The organism is Halodurantibacterium flavum (assembly GCF_042681825.1).
Lineage (GTDB): Bacteria > Pseudomonadota > Alphaproteobacteria > Rhodobacterales > Rhodobacteraceae > Halodurantibacterium > Halodurantibacterium flavum.
The window spans coordinates 1-15,628 of record NZ_JBHUGH010000013.1; the positions used below are offsets into that span (position 1 = coordinate 1).

Consider the following 15,628-nt stretch of genomic DNA (forward strand, 5'->3'; position numbering starts at 1 on the left):
CAGGCTGAAGGACTGGCGCCGTATCGCCACACGCTATGACAGATGCGCCACGACCTTCCTCTCCGCCGTCGCTCTCGCCGCAACCGTCATCTTCTGGCTTTGAAAATCAATGAGTCTGGAGCCTAGGTGTCTCTCCACCCATGCCTGCCGAGCCACAACTTCGCTCCGCCACCTATCAAGGCGCAGAATACCCGGTAGCCTGCAACTTGACTTGATACTCCGATGGATCATTCTCGAATATCAGGCCGCCCGTTCGTTCCGCCTTTTGGGGCAGGTAGTCGAGCGTCATCTCGCTTTCCTCGACGACCTCGCCACCGTCCATCAGCGCGCCTTTCACGACAAGGTTGGCGGCCGTGGAATTGCCGTTGTTCTGGGCAGTGAACTCCACCAGGTGCCCGTCAGAGAGGGCTCGGTAGGACGTGGGCGTGATGATGATATCCGGCGGCCCGGACGGATAGGTCACGCCGAAATAGATGAGGTATCCGAGGGTCGCCGCAATGAACGCCGCGCCGATCCCCGCGACGGCCCATTCGAGCCAGGAAGTGGATTCGGGAAGCTGTCGCTTGTCATCCATCAAAGAACCAGCCGTGCGACGGCCGCTCCCAATGCGCCTGGAAAGGCGAGCACCACGGCCGCGCTCAGGACCTCTTCCATCGACGATCCCGCGGTCCGCCCGAACAGCCAGAGCACGCCCAGGCTGACCAGCAGCACGACTGCATATCCACCGCAGCTGTAGCGTAGGAAGAGGCTGATGAAGGACTGATCGCCCCGGGCCGAGCCGCCCCGGAAGCCCACCGAATAGACGAATGCATGGATCAGCGCCAATGACAGCAGCAGGAGGCCGATCTCCTGCCAGGTCGACATCTTGTAGGCGATCAGGATCATTTCCTCGGTGGGCGCGACGTTCAGCGACAGGTAGAGCGCGCCTGCGCCCATCAGGAACAGCTCGCTCCAATAGGACTCGCGGCTTTCCCCTTCTCCCTGCGCCTTGCGCGCATCGCCCAGCTGGCTGCGCGCCAGCATGGCGCCGATACTCGCCGGCACCGTCTGGATCACGATCTTTCCGACGACCTCCCGCGCGGGCATGTCGGCCGTCACTATCCCGAGCAGACAGAGGATGGTTCCGGCTGCGATACCCGCCACCACAACCGCCACAAGAACATCGGCCACATCATCGCGCAGCCGGTTCGTATAGCGAAACCCGCCGAGGCGGGAGAGGCCGAGCAGCAGTGGCAAGACGACGACCAGCATGATCGCGATGCGCCACGGCTCGAGGTAGAAGCCGAGCCACCACATCTCCATCGTCATGAGCATGGGGAGCGAAAAGAGCAGCGCGCCGGCGAAGGCCCGCCCCACCCCCACCACGAACTCGCGCGTGTCGGGGGCTGTCACCTCCTGATGGTCGAGCGGTCGACCGGCTGGCATGGACGGCATCTTCGTGGAGACCTTGTTCGCGCCGAGCGCTGGGATAGACGCTAGACAGTCCTTCAGATCATTCTAGCGGTGCGGCGGCCCGGGGCAATGCCCTGGACCGAAGCAGATCGCCAGGATCACTCTTCCGCTTGGCCTTCCGACGCCAGCTGAATGATCGTCCCGATGAGCAGGCCTGAGAAGGTGATCTGTGCATCGTCGACGTTCAGCGGCATCGAAGGCCGGTTCGGCGTCGTGATGGACACGGAGACGATGTCGTCCCCGTCCTGCGTCAGGCAGATCCGGTCAGAAAGCGCCATGGGCTCTGCGCCCTCCTCGACACGGTCTTCGGCTTGCGTCCGCTCGATGTAGCCGCAGGCAAGCGATCCCGCCATCGCATCGCCGCCATCGATGCGGATCATGAAGAGCCGCACGGGGTTCGTTACATATCCCTCGCCCAGGGCGTTGGTTCCTTCGCTCAGGTTGCGCGACAGCAGGTCGAGCATGGCGCGCTGCGCGGCCGGCGTCTCGCCCGAGGTCGGGGGGTCTTCCGCATGCTGGCCATTCGCATCCGCCCCCGGCGCCGGAAAGATCCGCAGCGTGGCACGGCCGATCGTCTCGCCGTAATAGGCGACGAACTCGTTCTCGAGCAGCGCGTAATCCACCAGCTCCATGTCGTTGATGTTGTGCGGGATATAGTCCGCGTAATCCTCCGGTGCAGCGGCGGCCTGAGTGGCGGCCAGAAGGGCAAGGGCTGTCATCGCGAACATCCTGCGGGGCATGGGCACAGTCTCCGTATTGCTTTCGGGTTTAGGGCGGGGATATCTCGCCGACCCTCCAGCCAATGGCGGGGAGCGGCGTGCGGTTCCGACTTCATCGGTTCAGGGCGGGTATCTGCCGGAGCGACGGCGACAGAAAGCCTTTTTTGGGTTGTGCGTCTGGCAAGAACCCGCCCACCACAACCGTAGCGAGCACTTCCCGCATTGGTTGTGGCTCGTCCGACCTGTAGATTCCTTCGATCAGTACGGGAGACGTGTGGTGCGGAAGGAAGTCAGTCTCGAGCTCGACGGTGATGCGTTAGCACTTTGTGCCAGCATTCGGGCCTTCATCCTGGCGAGCGGCGCGCCTGCGCGCGGGATGAGCGTGCGTGTGACGGCCTCGGGACCGTCGGATGCGGAGCGGGATGCATCCGACGCGCTGTATAGCGATGTTTCGGGGTTTGACCTGGAAGCGGACGGGGGGCTGATCGTCCATTTGCCGGACGGGGCGACGCTTCGGCTGCCCCCCGCTGCCTGGAACAAGCTGAAGATCAGCCTTCGGCCCGCCTCTTGAATCCACTCAACCGGGACTGGGTCTGCTCGCTTTTGCGTGTCGCGCCGAACGTCGTGCTCGGTCCATTGATGGCGAACCACTACGACGCGATCGACATCATCGACATCCTGAGAGGTGCCGCCTTCCAAGGCCGCTTCCTGGCGGCAGCGCCCGCCATTCCACGTCCAGCATTTGTTGAGCAGGAATTGCGGGCCGCAGCGGAGAGTTTTTCTGTCGAAGTCCTCGTGCCGGAGCGGCCGTGATCTTTCGCAGGCACATGCACCCTGAATCTTGCAGGAGATGTGCCCTACGGGGATGCGCGGCATGGGTAGTCCACTCGCCTCTCCTCGAGAGACTAAGAACCCTCGTTCGGCAGCAACCCCCTAAGGGCCACAGCCTGTGGAATAGCCGCCCGACACCACTTCGGGACGCCCCTTCCGGCCGCGCCTCGAGCAGCGCAAGCGCGAGATCGTATCGAGCTTGAGGTGCATCGGATCACGAAGATGCTCCGGCCATTCCCGGAGCATCTTCTCGGACGTATGACCGCACCGGCAGATGAGGAGGACGTAGTGACCCTTCGGCTTCATGTGAGAACGTTTGCGGAACATTCGGCGATTCTGGAAGCCGCATATCCGTGCTATGGTCGCTGGGAATCGTCACGCCCTCGTGAGGCCGCATGTGCAACCTCTACACCCAGACCCGCAGTCAGGATGCGATGCGGCACCTTTTCGGGCCGCGCCTGACGGCCGACCGAACGGGCAACCTCGCGGCGCCTAGCGGGCTAAGCGCGGCATGGCGCCCCATCACTCTTCATTGTGTTTTTCCCAAAGAGGCATCGGTGACCTGTCGAACCCCGGCTTGACAATCTTCAGGGGCTTCCCGTCCCGCGCAAGGGAGCGCCAAAAAAGAAAAAGCTCCGGAACGGATCCCGGGGCTGGTAGGCCCGAACATCAACCCGCTGTTGCAGCAGCAAGTCAGAGGAGGCAGATCCAGTGCTTAGATTACCCTGAGTGCCCCTCATCCGGACAGAGATCACATTACGCTCTGTTCCCGATGAGGGCAAGGCCCGTGCATAAAAAAATCGTCTTCCGCTGCATTTTTTCTCTTGCCGAATGTCCCAAAATGTCCCATAATAGCTCATGAGGCAAGGGGATCGGCCCCGGCCCAGAGGTCCAAGGAGACACGGAAATGGAACTGCACGAAATTTTCGCCCATTACGTTCGTGGTTCGCAGGGGTTCTGCATCGCGGTCGACACGCACGGCGGATTTGAAATCAGCCGTGACGAAATCGAACGGATTGCGGAGCGGGCCGAGAACGCCGAACAGTTTATCGAAATCTGGGAACATGAAAACTGGTGGACCGATGCCCAACAGTAAGCCCATGCACCGCGCCGAGTTCGAAAGGCTCGGCGCGACCATCTGGGGCGGGCACGGCTGGAAATCGGAGGCCGCTCGCGCTTTCGAGGTCAACCGCAAAACGATCTCGCGGTGGATCGCCGACGATATGGTGCCCGACTGGGCGGCAACCCGACTGCGGGCGATAGGGCACATCGCCCCCCCTCCTGGAACAACAGCAGACGAGGACCGTGACGACGCCTGCGCGGAGGCGATTGAGGGAGAGCTGTCTCGCCTGATGGAACTGGCGACGGATGCCGGCTGGCAGCGCGCCGAGATACAGGTGGCAATCCTTTCGCTGACCGTCACGGACATGATGGCACATGCCGGAACAGAGGCCACTATGGAATTGCTGGATCAGGCCAAGGCGTTGCTCCAGCAGAGTGACCATGGCCGATAGCAAGCCCGGGCTGGTCCAGTGCCTGGAGTGCGGGCGGTGGTTTCGGGCTATCGGATCTCACCTCACCCGCGTCCATGGCATGACAGCTCGGCAATACAGGGAACACCATGACCTGCCTGCGGGCCACAAACTGGCGTCGGATGATTTGCGGGAGGCACAGTCCCACCGAACGCGGGCGATGATCGAGGATGGCACTCTGCGCAACGACCCTGTCACCGCATCCGAGGCGGCGAGGACGGCCGGTCGCGGTAACCGTACCGCTGCCGACTTGGCCCGACAGGCCGATATCGCCCGCAGCATCCCTCGCAAACAGTTACCGCTTGGCGCGAAACGTGCTGACGGTAGGGATGCCGACCGGGCACGCGAAACGCAGCGCCTGCGGCGCGCAGGAATACGGACTTCCCCCGGACCTAAAATCACCCCTGAGAACATAGCGGCAGCGAGGACGATGTGGTTCGACCTGTCTCTATCGCGGCAGGAAGTGGCGGCTCGCCTTGGAGTCCGCCTCAGCACGCTATACCGCCGTTTCGGCCCACGGGGCCGCTGACTACCAGCACCCCCCGCGCCAGCCCAGGGCTCGCTCTACACCCAGACCCGCAGTCAGGATGCGATGCGGCAGATCTTCGGGCCGCGCTACAATGCCTACCTCCCCCGCCCCAGCACCTCCCGCACCTTCCCGCTGATCAGGTTGCCCAGCACCTCGGGCGGCGGCGCCAGGCGCTTCATCGCACCGGGAACGCTGCGGGTGACATAGGCCGTGACCTCCTCCGCGATGTTGTCGGGATGCGACTTGCCACGGGCAAGCGCTGCGCGGATGCCGCTCATGATCGCCTGGTGCAGCGCTTCCCGGTGACGGGCGTCGATCTCGACCCCGGTGCGCGCGTGAAACCGCGCGGCCATCCAGCCGATCAGGCAGGTGATGATGAGCCCTAGCAGCTCGAGGATATAGGGCATCATCGCCGCGAGTATCGTGTCCATGATCGTTCTCCTTTCAGGCAGCCGCCAGCCAGGCCGGGACGTTGAAACCCGGGCAGGCCTTGGCGGCGTATTGGTTGTGGCCGGTGATGAGGGTGATGGCGCTGCGCCCGCGGATCTCCGCGATCAGCTGGCGCAGGGCTGCGTCCTGAGCGGGTGTGAAGTTGGCGGCGAAGGCATCCCGTTCCGAGGAGCCGTGGCCGCCGAGCAGGCAGATGCCGATCGTGCCGGAGTTGCGGCCCACCGTATGGGCGCCGATCTCCGTCTCCGCCCTGCCCTGCGCCCGGGCGCCATCGCGATCGATGATCCAGTGATAGCCGATGTCGCGCCAGTTGTTCGGGGGCGACATGTGCCAGCGCCGGATCTCCGCCACTTTCTCCGCGAGCGGCCGACCTGCCATCCAGTCGGGCCGTGTGGCTGCGCAGTGGATGATGATCTCACGCACCGGATGGCGGGTTGCACCCTGGTGGATCATCGCGCCACCAGCTGGTGCCGGTCGGGGTGCAGGCGTGGCAGCCCGGCCGTTCGCATCGATCAGCGCCTGCGCGGCCGCGCGGGTGCGCGCGCCCCAGAGGCCGTCGATCGGACCCGGGTCATACCCGAGATCGCGCAGGCCCGTCTGGACCCGCGCCAAGGCTTCCTTGGTCATGGTGGTGCTCCATATGAAAAAGCCCCGCACGGGGCGGGGCTGGGGTTAATGAAAGGTTGAGATGTCACATCAGCGGAGTAGCCTGATGCGGTTAACGAGGGCGCCGGGTGTGAGTCGCAGGCAGCGGGTCCGGGTGATCCGCTGCCTGCTTATCTGCAAGTTCCGCCCCTTCATCCGGCTGCGCCATCAGCCTGGACCGGAACATCTCCCCGCGGACCCGCGTTTGCGCAGGCAACGTGAGAAGGGGCTGAACATGGCGGAGAACGAGCTTGGATCAGGCGAAACCGACCACAAATTCAACACGGCAGCCCTCCGCATGACCTTCGGCCGCTCGACGATCGAGAGCGAGGTTTCGATCTCGTCGGGCGGGCTGCTGGCGATCGGCGGACTGGTGTCCAGCATCCTCCTTTCGGTGACCGCGCTGGTCTGGGTCTCGACGCGAAAGCTGCCGGAGGACTCGGTGCCACCCGGGATCAGGAAGGAAAGGTGAGGCGGGGTTTCCGCATCACCCTCCTGAGCCTTCAGCCACAGCCAAAGGTTACCGCCTGAAGTTCGTGGTGCTCCACCAGGACGGGTCACGAGACGGGAGGTCCCGCTCGAGACCCATGTCCCGCAGAAGATTGTCATCGAGATTGTCCAGGGACACGCGACTGGACGAAGGGAAGATGGCGGAGAGCAGGCCGGCCACGCGGGCCGCCGCTCTTGTAACACAGGAAAACATGGAAAGAGTCCTTCAGCGCACAGAATGCAGCCGTGAAAGCTGCTATCGGGCAGATCGAAGAACCGGGTTAAGGTGCTCGATCAGCCCTGCGAGTTAGCGAGATGCCAACGACGTCGCAGGGCTCCAGTGGGTCCGGAGCGATCAAGGCGGTAGACTGGATGTGACACCTGATCCTCCTTTCTGATCGGCTGATTCCATTCTGTCGCGGAAAAGCGGCGACGCCGAAGCTTCTGCAGCAGCATCTCCCCACCTGTCAACACGCAATTCACGAGGCGTCGCCGGAGACCGGAAGCCGCCAAACTCTGCGCCGCCTACCCTCCCCCGCCCTGCTGGGCGATCTGCCGCAGCATCTGGTTGGTCTCCCGCTGGGCGGCCTTCAGCTCCTCGAGCGACCGCGCGAGGGCGTCATAGCGTTCACTGGCCCGGGCCTCGTTGACCTCCAGGCGCTGGATCGACTGACGGTGATTGACGATATCGGCTCGGATGTCCGTGATCTGGCGCTCATGGGTCGCACGCATCCCCTCCAGGGCGGCGCGGGCGTCGCGCTCGATCCGCGCCTGCTCCGTCAGCATATGACCCTGGTTGATCTGAAGCGCGACATATCCCGCGATGAGCGAAGCTGCGATCGCCCCGAGGTTCAAGAGGTTACCGAGCGTGATCCCGCCGGAGAGTGTGGGCACCTATGTCCTCCTGTCAGGCCGCCACCACGGGGCCGATAGCAGGCCCATCCACGGTGGTCGTGCCGTAGACGTTCGCCCGGGTGTTGCGCGGGGCGATCATTGCGCCGAGATCAGCACTGGTAAGGGTATAGTTGACCCCGGACGCCCCACTGATCACCGAGCCATTGCGAAGGTGGCGCACGGTATCCGTGGTATAGGGTTCTACTCCCTCCCATGTCGGCTTGATCATGGTAATCACCTGCCCAACACGCGGCCCCGGCAGCGGCGCGCCGCTTTCCGGATCTGTAAACACCTCGTAGCTGTAATAGGGCAGGTTCAAGGCGCGAGGCTTGCCGAGGATGGGCGGGGTCGGGAGGCTCATAACCACTTCGGTCTGGCCTGTTGCATCAGTGCCCGTTACCTCGCAGGCAAATTGCTTGTAGTCGTCAGTCGCAGCGAAGGTGTAACTTTGGCCCGTCGCGACCGGAGTCGGGTTTCCGATCTCAAACCAGCGGAAAGCATAATTGATCGCGCCGGTACCAACCCACACCCGAGGATCGCACGTCGCGGTCTGGCCGCGCTCGTACGAAGGGGCTGTAATAATCGGCAGCTCGATGTTGGTCAGGACGGCCGTGCTGGCCTGCAGCATCACAGCCGCCCAATCGACGCCAAACACATGTCCCGATCCCGTAGTCAGCCGCTGATACCCCTCTCGGATCAAGCCCCCCGTCGCGACGGTGCTGCGCAAGACTGCCCGCGTCCCGGCGATGCAGCTGCCGACCTGCGGCATGCTGTTGACCTGCAGGCCGAGGCGAGGCGCCCAGCCGACATGCTGATCACTGCCACCCGAGACCGCGGCAAACTGCGTCGTTTCGGCGCTGAGGAAGCCGAGATTTGAAAGGCTGCAAGGCCCCTGCGTCCGGAAGTCGCGGAAGACCACGGAGCGGGATTGCGGCGCCACCGCATCCGCGATGAAAGCCCCCTCGATGTTCGGATCGGCTGGATTGTAGATGCCCCGCAGGACATATGTCTCGATACCGTCAATGCTATCGGGTCCATATGCTGCGGACTTTCCGGCGTCATTCATGATCAGACTGCCGCCGATCTCCGCTCGGTTCAATTCCGCGAACGCAAACCCGTGACGCCCGCTGCCGGCGACGAAATTGCGGTAGTGGACGCGCAGGTCCTCAACGCCGTGTGCAAGGCCCGCACTGCCATAGGTGTCCGAATAGTTGGACAGGCTGGAACCAAAAGCACCCGGAACGAAATCGCCGACGTGACCAGATATATCGAGGCTGATCTTCTTGGGTTGCATCGACGTTCCGGCCTTCGCGATGATAAACGGTGACCGGACCACCCCAAAATCACCCTGCATCTCAATGGACGTGTCCTCGACGGCGCCGAAAATCGTCAGGAGCGCATTGGGACGCCAGCGGCCCGCCGGATCGCCATATTCGTACTCCTGATACTCGGTCTTGGCTTGGATGCCGGTCGCCATAAATCCGAGAACCTTGGATTGGGGATGGTTCGCGACAACCGCAATGCCGCCAAGCGAGCCTTTGGTGTTGTGGGCAAAGCACCTCACGATATCCCCCATGCCCTGGTAGTAATTCGCGCCCCCGACGTAGAGCAACCGGGCGCGACGGCTCTGGCCAAATACGCCATTGTACCCGATGTTTTGTGCGCCGCCGTCGAACCCGAAGAGCATAGCAAAGTCGTCGCCAGAAACACCCGACGCGCCATGCACAGTGGAGTCCCGCCCGCCCTGCCAGCGGAATCCGCCGGACCCAGGGCGCGTGTCCTCGGTATAGACCCATGGCGAGTAGACATTGCTGTCGATCAGAGCAAAGTTCATGGCCTGCGAGCCATGATAGATGATGTTGATGCCGTGCAGCTCACTCTTCCGGAAACGCCCCAGGAGCCCGTTGCCGGTCATCGGAACCGTTGACCCAGAGACTTCCTTTGTGAACGGTTCGAGACGCAGTCCGAATAATCTGACGTTATCCAGATATGGGAAATCCACCCGATTGCCCCAGAGGCTGTAATTCATGCGCACGAAGGCGCCGGTATTGTCGCGGGTGGCCGCAAGCCGCGCGCTGTCGGGCATTTCGAGCATGAAATTTCCGCCGCTCGGCAGGTTGATCTGATGGAACGGGATGTGCCCTGCAATCCGCACCGCGCGGCCGGTGCCCACCGCTGCAGCCAGTGCCGCGTTTATGATCGCATTGTTGTAAGGTGCAATTTCGAGGTCATTGACCGTTGAGTCCGCGGACGCCTCGCGGAGCGATGCCATGTCTACATAGCCGCGACCGCTGTTGATCATGGCCGTGCGGATCGTGTCATCCCACATCTCGATACTCTGCACCTCGATGGTGATCCCGGCGTAGTTCCGGAATTGCAGCCGCGCATCGACGGTCTGGTACGCAGCGGCTTCGAACCGCGCCTCATGCGTTACATATGACGTGCCGATATCCGTCCAGTTGCCATTGACCGACACCGATGCCCCGCCGCCGCGCGGCACGAAAGTCATCTGCCACCGGAACGAGGCGCCCGCAGCCGACGCCCGAAGACGGATCGCCTGCCGCAGAAAGTCCACGTCGATGCTTTTGACCTCCGGCACCTCGCGGATCTGATTGAAGTTCGCGTTGGGTACGTCCGGCTGGCCCGTCAGGACCATGATGCCCCCGAAACCAGCGATGGTCATGCGGCTGGTGAACTGCGTGGCCCACCCGGTGATGCCCGACGCGAAAGACGGGCGCGCGAAAAACTGCCGCTGACGCCAATCCCGCTCCACCCGCGCCACCTGCGCCGGCACCGCGGCGGCAAACCCCGCGGCATCCTCCGCATACCCCTTGGCGCTCTTGGTCCCTGCCCCACCCGGCGTCGCGCCCTCGGCCCATTGCTGCGCCAGCGTGGCCCGCTGTTGCGCCAGGCCTGCGCTGATCTCCGCATCCTCGGCCTTGGCATCGGCATAGGTCGCACTGGCATCGGCCGCGCCAGCCGCCATCTCCGCAGCCGAGGCGCGCTGATTGACCTGCGGCAGCAGCACGCCCTCGACTGTCTGGCGCTCGCCGGCCACGACGCCCCTGTCCTCCCCGGTCTGCCTTACCGCATCGCGGATCTCGCTGATCACGGCGGGCGGCTGGGGCTCTTCATCCTGCCAGAGGGCGAGGACGGCCTCCTCTTCCTGCGGCACGACGGTGTGGAAGGTCTGGAAGCGGTTGCCCTCGGCATCGCGGACGCGGACCTTGTAGGTGCCGGGGTTGAGCGGGATCTCGCCCCGGCCCTCTTCATCGGCGGTGACGGTTTCCAGGGCCGGCACCTCGGTATCCTGGCCCACCGGGCGCGGGACCTCGGTCGCCTGCAGGAAGGTGATCGTGCCACCGGAGAGGAGCTTGCCGGCCGGGGTGACCAGCCGGAACCGCATCAGGCAGGGCGTGGGATCGGCGACAAGGGGCGGGGTCAGGTCGTTCATGCGATGTCCCTGTAAACGGTGGCCATGCAAAAAGCCCCGCGCGTGGCGGGGCTGTGAGAAGGAGGTTCGGGGTGGTGCGGGGTCAGGCGCGGCGGACACCGTAGACGCGCACGCTGCCTGCGCTGAAGGTGCTGTTCATGATCTGGATCGCGTTCACGACGCCATCAGGCGCATGGTAGGCTGCGACCGGAACGCGGGAGGACCCGGTGGTCGCCTGTGACAGCATGACCGTCCGGCCGGGCGTGCTCATGTTCCTGAGCAGGATCTCGCCCGCCAGGATGCCGGACGCGCCGCCCCGGTTCAGGCGCATGACATCGCCCGATCCCGTCGCCGAGACGCCATCGGTCACGCCGCCGCCATACCCTGTGTTCTGCCAGGAGGCGCCGTTGTTGTAGCTCACACGAACCGCGGTCGCGTCGTTGTTGACGACGAAATCGAACACCACGCGGATATCGGACCAGCCGGCGAGCCCCGTGAAGTCGATCTGGTTGACGTTGCCTGAATGCGACCATTCGCCAAGGAGCGGCTCGGCATAGCCCTCGCGGAGGAAGCGCTGCCATGCGCCCCAGACCTCATTGGCCCGGGCGCGATGCCAGATCTCGCCGGTGTTGATGTTGGTCACGACCTGCGTTCCGCCGGCGCCGCCGTTCCGGAACGAGGCAAAACCGGCATAGACGCCTGTGGGCGCAGGGCCATTGGCCGCGCCCGCTGCCGCCCCGAAGAACCCCCCGCGGATCGCTGCGTTGAAATCCGTGACCTCGTAGGGCGTGCTGGTGGCCCCGAGACCGAAGGCCCCGACCAGGAGGCCGCGGCCTGTCGTCGTGTCCATGGTGGTCGCCTGCTGGCGGGCCACCTGCAGGAGCGCCCGCGCCTGCGCCGGATCGTCGGTCAGCGCGCCGATCCAGCGCAGCTCGCCACCTTCGATCTCGGCCAGCGGGATCCAGCCGTTGTCGGCGGCATTGCGCATCATCAGCATCGGGATCTCGGCGCCGGTATAGAGCCAGAACATGAAGGGGACGGTATCGGGCGGCGCGCCGGTGCCGCTGTTGAGCGAGACCAGCGATGCAACCACCTGGTTGATGACGCCGCGGACGATCGCGCCTGCGGCGTTCTCGACGGTGAAGGAGGGGGTTTGCGCCATCAGGCCACCTCATCTGCATGGACCCGCAGTTGCGAGACGATCACGTTGAAATCCTCCGAGGCCGAGACGAGGCGGGCGCGGGCGCGGATGCCGCGTGCGGCCACCTCGGTCGATTGCAGGCGGAACCAGTCCGACCAGCCGGGATCCGGGCCGGCCGGATCGTCGCGGGTGATCTGCGCCTCGACGCGCACATCGATCTCCGCATCGTCCGTCCCGTCGAAATCCGGCCAGCTGTCGATCGGGTCGCCCCGGTCATCGACCGTGAGGCCGAGCGCGAGGCCCGCCACGGTGACATGGCTGCGGAGCCGGAGATTGCGCACGGAACCGAGGTCCATCGCCGCGGCGAAGGCATAGAGGCCCTCCGACGGCGCCCCCGTCAGGCGCAGCGTGTTGTCCACCAGCTCGACCCCGTCCCGCGCGCCGCCGAAGGACGGGTCCTCCTGCAGGATGCCTGCTGGCACATAGTCGAGGACCTGCGCCGCCTCGGTGCGGATCATCGCGGCGGGGCCGAGATTGCCGCTGTTGTCGCGGGCGCGCAGCAGGTAGGTGCCGGGGATCAGCGTCACCACGGCGGAACCGTCGGATCCGGCCACCTCGGCCACCGAGACGCTGTTCGACCAGCTGGGCGTCTCCGAGGCGCTGTGGCGGATCAGGATGCGCCCGCCCACCCGCACATCGAGATCGGCGGCCGACTGCCAGCGCAGCACGGCGATATTGCCGCCCACCTGGATGTTCAGCCCCTGCAGCTGCGCCGGCGGCGCGGTCAGCCCGAGGATCGTGCGCGCGGCCTGCGCCCAGTCCGACGAGACGCCGAGCGTGGTGACGGCCTTCACGCGGATCTCCCAGCGGCCCGGCTCGATGTCATGGATCTCGGCCAGCGTCTGCTCGGTCGAGGCATAGGTGAGCCAGTCGTCGCCCGTGGGGGTGCCGTCCGGTGTCTCGACCCGGCGCGCCTGCACCTCGTAGCGCGCCACGGCCACGGTCGGGGACGGCTCCCAGGTCACGCGGGCCAGCGCCTTCACGCCGGTGCCGTCGCGGGTGACATAGAGCTCTTCCGTGATGGCGGGCGTGCCGGGGCGATCCACATCGAAGGCCGAAGGCAGGGTCGTGCGCGGGGCCGCCGCATAGATCTGCTCCTCGCTCGCCGTCCAGTCATAGACGAGCGGGCTCGTCTCGCGCAGCGCGAGCTCCGGCAGCACGCCGCCGGCCTGGGCATCGAGGGTGAGGCCCCGCACCTCGAAGGGCTTGGCCGCATAGCCCCAGCGCGGATATGTGAGCGCCACGGTCCCGCCCACGGTCGCGCGACAGGCGCTGATCTTGCCCGGGAGCCGGACCGACTGCTGGCGGCGGGCCCGTTCCAGCGTGATCTTCGCGAGCCGCTGCGCCATCGAGGCGGAGATCGTGAAGGGCAGCACGATGTCCTTCCAGACCCGCTCGCCATCCTCGGCGAGATAGACCTCGCTGGCATAGGCCGGAAAATCGTCCGGCTGCCAGTCGTTCTCGGGGCTCACGAACTGGCCGCGCACCGCGTTGAAGTTCTCGCGCCGGCTGATCCGGGTCTGGACCGCGATCCCGCCCTCGCGGATATCGCCGGGTCCCAGCTCCACGGTCGGCGCGCGCCAGGCGCCGGCATGGATCCGGAACACGCCCCCCGGCCAGGCGAGCGTGCCGGCCATGGCCGAGAGCATCCCCTCGATCACCGTCTTCGGGGCGGCGTCGAGCCCGATCACCCCGTTGCAGGTATAGCGCGGCTCGCTGCCTCCCTCGGCCAGCGGGACCGCCTCGTCGCAGATATTGGCCGCCTCGATCAGCGCGTCCTCATCGGTTCCGTCGGGTGCACCGATCGCGGCACCGATCGAATAGCGCTCGAGCGAGAGGTAATCCGCAAGGCAGAGTGCTGCGTTCTCGCTGTAGACGCGCTGCCCGATGCGGGGATCGAGGATGTCGTCCTTGCCCTCGATATCGAGGGTGATGGAGGGGATGCCGTTCGGGAAGGCGCTGTTGCTGTGGCTGAGCCGCAGGTAGATGCAGGCGATGCCCGAGAGCCGGTGATCCGGGGTCCAGAGCGCCGGCGCGGCCGCGACGAGGCCCGCGAAAGCGGTCTGGTCGCCAGCGCCCCGGCGGCTGTCGAAGCCAACGCGGTTTGCCCATCGGCCCTGGGGGATGCCGGCGGCATTGATCGCCAGCTGCCCGTCGAAATAGACCGCGCCGATGGTCTTCACCCGGTGCCCCGCCAGCGCGATCACGAGATGGAGCTGCTTGTTGCCCGAGCCGGTCGAATGGACAAAGACGATCGTGCCGCCCACCCGGGCCCGGCCATAGATGATCCGGCGCGGCTCGACCGGGGCGCGGACCGTGACGGTGCGGTCCCGCATCGGGATATTGGGATTCATCAGCGCCGAGGCCGCCGTCGAGACGAGCATCGAGGCGCCGAACTGCGCCGCGAAGCCGGTCAGACCCGTGGCAGCGAGTGCCGCACCAAGCCCGCCCGCCGCGAGTGCCGCACCCCCAAGCGCGACAGCGCCGGCCACGACCGGCGGCATCAGACCCTCCAGGCCATGGCGCAATCGCGCAGGCGCAGGCGCCGCAGCCCGTCGGGCGCGACGAAGGCCACCTGCGCGCCCTCGCAGATCCCGAAGGCCTCGGCCGAGAAGACGATGTCGCCGCGCTGCGCCAGCAGGACATGCGGCAGGGGCTGCCCCAGCAGCGCGATGCCGGCGGCCGGCAGGCTGGGCCAGCCGAGGCGCTTCATCACCCGGACCGCGCCGATCGGCGTCTTGTACCGCCCGCGCCAGGCATCGGCGGGCGAGGCCTCGCCGCGCAGGCCTGCGCGCAGGTCGAACGCCCAGGTGGCGCAGTCATGCACCCCCCAGCGGAACGGGCGATGCGCCGCGGCAGTCAGCGCCTCGGCCAGCCTGATCTCCCAGCCCTCGCGCCTCATCCCCGCCCCCATTTGATCTCCCGCTCCTGGATGGCCGCGACATGCGCGAGGCCCAGATCGCCGGGCGCCAGGACCTGCTGGGCCTCATGCGTGTAGCGCCATTCCCGCGGCGTCTGCAGATCGACGAGGCGGCTCTCGTAGCTGACCGTGATGCGGCAGGTCTCCGCGTCGTCCGCGATCTCGGGCACGTCGCAGCGCCCGGAGAAGACCAGCACCGGATCGGGCACGATCTGTCCCGCCCCGTCCAGGAAGCCGAGCCAGATGCGCCCCGGCAGGCCCTGCCGCACCTCGGCGATCCCGATCTGCACCAGGTCGAGCGGCACGCCCGAGAGCGTGACGCTGGTGCCCTCGGCCACGACATCGGTGGTCTCGGAGACCGATCCGAGCCCGATCAGCGTGCCCGCGCCCTGCCATTGCCGCCCGCCCCATTGCAGGAGCCCGATCCCGGACCAGAGCCGCACCCAGCCCGAGAGGAACTGCCCCTCGAAAAGGAGGAACGGAAAGACCTCGGGCGCGGCCATCGCCTCGACCACGGCCGGCGTCATGTCCCG

At 65.7% G+C, this 15,628-nt stretch carries 17 protein-coding genes and 1 pseudogene; 7 read left to right on the plus strand and 11 right to left on the minus strand.

Annotated elements, in window-relative coordinates; translation table 11 throughout:
- A pseudogene (locus ACFSGJ_RS16320) lies at window positions 1–103 on the plus strand (IS5/IS1182 family transposase); the annotation flags it as partial.
- Window positions 104–175: 72 nt separating this feature from the next.
- Here ACFSGJ_RS16320 and ACFSGJ_RS16325 read toward each other — a convergent pair.
- The 3 genes from ACFSGJ_RS16325 to ACFSGJ_RS16335 form a co-directional block, all read right to left on the minus strand.
- Complete coding sequence (locus ACFSGJ_RS16325; RefSeq protein WP_390264215.1) at window positions 176–574, minus strand: TIGR02588 family protein; 399 nt, start codon at window positions 572–574, stop codon at window positions 176–178.
- Window positions 574–1,425, minus strand: a complete 852-nt coding sequence (locus ACFSGJ_RS16330) for a TIGR02587 family membrane protein (RefSeq protein WP_390264218.1) — start codon at window positions 1,423–1,425, stop codon at window positions 574–576. Before ACFSGJ_RS16330 ends, ACFSGJ_RS16325 begins: the two co-directional genes overlap by 1 nt.
- Before the next feature lie 125 nt (window positions 1,426–1,550).
- Window positions 1,551–2,171, minus strand: a complete 621-nt coding sequence (locus tag ACFSGJ_RS16335) for a hypothetical protein (protein WP_390264221.1) — start codon at window positions 2,169–2,171, stop codon at window positions 1,551–1,553.
- A 277-nt stretch (window positions 2,172–2,448) separates the two neighbouring features.
- On the opposite strand from ACFSGJ_RS16335, the gene ACFSGJ_RS16340 reads away from it, so the two are divergent.
- The 5 genes from ACFSGJ_RS16340 to ACFSGJ_RS16360 all read left to right on the plus strand — a co-directional run bounded on the left by ACFSGJ_RS16340 (window position 2,449) and on the right by ACFSGJ_RS16360 (window position 5,063).
- A complete protein-coding gene (locus tag ACFSGJ_RS16340) occupies window positions 2,449–2,742 on the plus strand; it encodes a hypothetical protein (RefSeq protein ID WP_390264224.1) in 294 nt (97 codons plus the stop codon).
- Between the two features lie 68 nt (window positions 2,743–2,810).
- Window positions 2,811–2,984: a hypothetical protein gene (locus ACFSGJ_RS16345; protein WP_390264226.1), complete on the plus strand. Its 174-nt coding sequence runs from the start codon at window positions 2,811–2,813 to the stop codon at window positions 2,982–2,984.
- A 925-nt stretch (window positions 2,985–3,909) separates the two neighbouring features.
- Window positions 3,910–4,098, plus strand: a complete 189-nt coding sequence (locus ACFSGJ_RS16350) for a hypothetical protein (protein WP_390264229.1) — start codon at window positions 3,910–3,912, stop codon at window positions 4,096–4,098.
- 4 nt (window positions 4,099–4,102) lie between these two features.
- Window positions 4,103–4,516 (plus strand): hypothetical protein, encoded by a 414-nt coding sequence (locus tag ACFSGJ_RS16355; protein WP_390264232.1) that lies wholly within the window; start codon window positions 4,103–4,105, stop codon window positions 4,514–4,516.
- Complete coding sequence (locus ACFSGJ_RS16360; RefSeq protein WP_390264235.1) at window positions 4,506–5,063, plus strand: MucR family transcriptional regulator; 558 nt, start codon at window positions 4,506–4,508, stop codon at window positions 5,061–5,063. The genes ACFSGJ_RS16355 and ACFSGJ_RS16360 overlap by 11 nt, the downstream gene beginning before the upstream one ends.
- A gap of 95 nt (window positions 5,064–5,158) precedes the next feature.
- Here ACFSGJ_RS16360 and ACFSGJ_RS16365 read toward each other — a convergent pair whose 3' ends face one another.
- Together ACFSGJ_RS16365 and ACFSGJ_RS16370 are read right to left on the minus strand one after the other, a co-directional pair.
- On the minus strand, window positions 5,159–5,494 hold the full coding sequence (locus tag ACFSGJ_RS16365; RefSeq protein WP_390264238.1) for a hypothetical protein: 336 nt from the start codon (window positions 5,492–5,494) through the stop codon (window positions 5,159–5,161).
- A 13-nt stretch (window positions 5,495–5,507) separates the two neighbouring features.
- Window positions 5,508–6,140 carry an N-acetylmuramoyl-L-alanine amidase gene (locus ACFSGJ_RS16370; protein WP_390264241.1) on the minus strand — a complete coding sequence of 211 codons (633 nt, stop codon included), beginning with the start codon at window positions 6,138–6,140 and terminating at the stop codon, window positions 5,508–5,510.
- A 253-nt stretch (window positions 6,141–6,393) separates the two neighbouring features.
- On the opposite strand from ACFSGJ_RS16370, the gene ACFSGJ_RS16375 reads away from it, so the two are divergent.
- Window positions 6,394–6,630, plus strand: a complete 237-nt coding sequence (locus ACFSGJ_RS16375) for a hypothetical protein (protein WP_390264244.1) — start codon at window positions 6,394–6,396, stop codon at window positions 6,628–6,630.
- 542 nt (window positions 6,631–7,172) lie between these two features.
- Here ACFSGJ_RS16375 and ACFSGJ_RS16380 read toward each other — a convergent pair.
- The 6 genes from ACFSGJ_RS16380 to ACFSGJ_RS16405 form a co-directional block, all read right to left on the minus strand.
- Window positions 7,173–7,541 carry a hypothetical protein gene (locus tag ACFSGJ_RS16380; protein WP_390264246.1) on the minus strand — a complete coding sequence of 123 codons (369 nt, stop codon included), beginning with the start codon at window positions 7,539–7,541 and terminating at the stop codon, window positions 7,173–7,175.
- Between the two features lie 13 nt (window positions 7,542–7,554).
- Window positions 7,555–10,995, minus strand: a complete 3,441-nt coding sequence (locus tag ACFSGJ_RS16385) for a hypothetical protein (protein WP_390264249.1) — start codon at window positions 10,993–10,995, stop codon at window positions 7,555–7,557.
- An 82-nt stretch (window positions 10,996–11,077) separates the two neighbouring features.
- Window positions 11,078–12,136 (minus strand): pyocin knob domain-containing protein, encoded by a 1,059-nt coding sequence (locus ACFSGJ_RS16390; RefSeq protein WP_390264252.1) that lies wholly within the window; start codon window positions 12,134–12,136, stop codon window positions 11,078–11,080.
- A complete protein-coding gene (locus tag ACFSGJ_RS16395) occupies window positions 12,136–14,679 on the minus strand; it encodes a phage tail protein (protein ID WP_390264255.1) in 2,544 nt (847 codons plus the stop codon). Before ACFSGJ_RS16395 ends, ACFSGJ_RS16390 begins: the two co-directional genes overlap by 1 nt.
- Window positions 14,679–15,077 carry a DUF6950 family protein gene (locus tag ACFSGJ_RS16400; RefSeq protein WP_390264258.1) on the minus strand — a complete coding sequence of 133 codons (399 nt, stop codon included), beginning with the start codon at window positions 15,075–15,077 and terminating at the stop codon, window positions 14,679–14,681. The genes ACFSGJ_RS16395 and ACFSGJ_RS16400 overlap by 1 nt, the downstream gene beginning before the upstream one ends.
- On the minus strand, window positions 15,074–15,622 hold the full coding sequence (locus ACFSGJ_RS16405) for a hypothetical protein (RefSeq protein ID WP_390264260.1): 549 nt from the start codon (window positions 15,620–15,622) through the stop codon (window positions 15,074–15,076). The genes ACFSGJ_RS16400 and ACFSGJ_RS16405 overlap by 4 nt, the downstream gene beginning before the upstream one ends.
- Between the last annotated feature and the right edge of the window lie 6 nt (window positions 15,623–15,628).

Coding starts and splice junctions, on each gene's coding strand:
- ACFSGJ_RS16325 (WP_390264215.1), bottom strand. CDS start 574: ATGGATGACAAGCGACAGCTTCCCGAATCCACTTCCTGGCTCGAATGG.
- ACFSGJ_RS16330 (WP_390264218.1), bottom strand. CDS start 1,425: ATGCCAGCCGGTCGACCGCTCGACCATCAGGAGGTGACAGCCCCCGAC.
- ACFSGJ_RS16335 (WP_390264221.1), bottom strand. CDS start 2,171: ATGACAGCCCTTGCCCTTCTGGCCGCCACTCAGGCCGCCGCTGCACCG.
- ACFSGJ_RS16345 (WP_390264226.1), top strand. CDS start 2,811: ATGGCGAACCACTACGACGCGATCGACATCATCGACATCCTGAGAGGT.
- ACFSGJ_RS16350 (WP_390264229.1), top strand. CDS start 3,910: ATGGAACTGCACGAAATTTTCGCCCATTACGTTCGTGGTTCGCAGGGG.
- ACFSGJ_RS16355 (WP_390264232.1), top strand. CDS start 4,103: ATGCACCGCGCCGAGTTCGAAAGGCTCGGCGCGACCATCTGGGGCGGG.
- ACFSGJ_RS16360 (WP_390264235.1), top strand. CDS start 4,506: ATGGCCGATAGCAAGCCCGGGCTGGTCCAGTGCCTGGAGTGCGGGCGG.
- ACFSGJ_RS16365 (WP_390264238.1), bottom strand. CDS start 5,494: ATGGACACGATACTCGCGGCGATGATGCCCTATATCCTCGAGCTGCTA.
- ACFSGJ_RS16370 (WP_390264241.1), bottom strand. CDS start 6,140: ATGACCAAGGAAGCCTTGGCGCGGGTCCAGACGGGCCTGCGCGATCTC.
- ACFSGJ_RS16375 (WP_390264244.1), top strand. CDS start 6,394: ATGGCGGAGAACGAGCTTGGATCAGGCGAAACCGACCACAAATTCAAC.
- ACFSGJ_RS16385 (WP_390264249.1), bottom strand. CDS start 10,995: ATGAACGACCTGACCCCGCCCCTTGTCGCCGATCCCACGCCCTGCCTG.
- ACFSGJ_RS16390 (WP_390264252.1), bottom strand. CDS start 12,136: ATGGCGCAAACCCCCTCCTTCACCGTCGAGAACGCCGCAGGCGCGATC.
- ACFSGJ_RS16395 (WP_390264255.1), bottom strand. CDS start 14,679: ATGCCGCCGGTCGTGGCCGGCGCTGTCGCGCTTGGGGGTGCGGCACTC.
- ACFSGJ_RS16400 (WP_390264258.1), bottom strand. CDS start 15,077: ATGAGGCGCGAGGGCTGGGAGATCAGGCTGGCCGAGGCGCTGACTGCC.
- ACFSGJ_RS16405 (WP_390264260.1), bottom strand. CDS start 15,622: ATGACGCCGGCCGTGGTCGAGGCGATGGCCGCGCCCGAGGTCTTTCCG.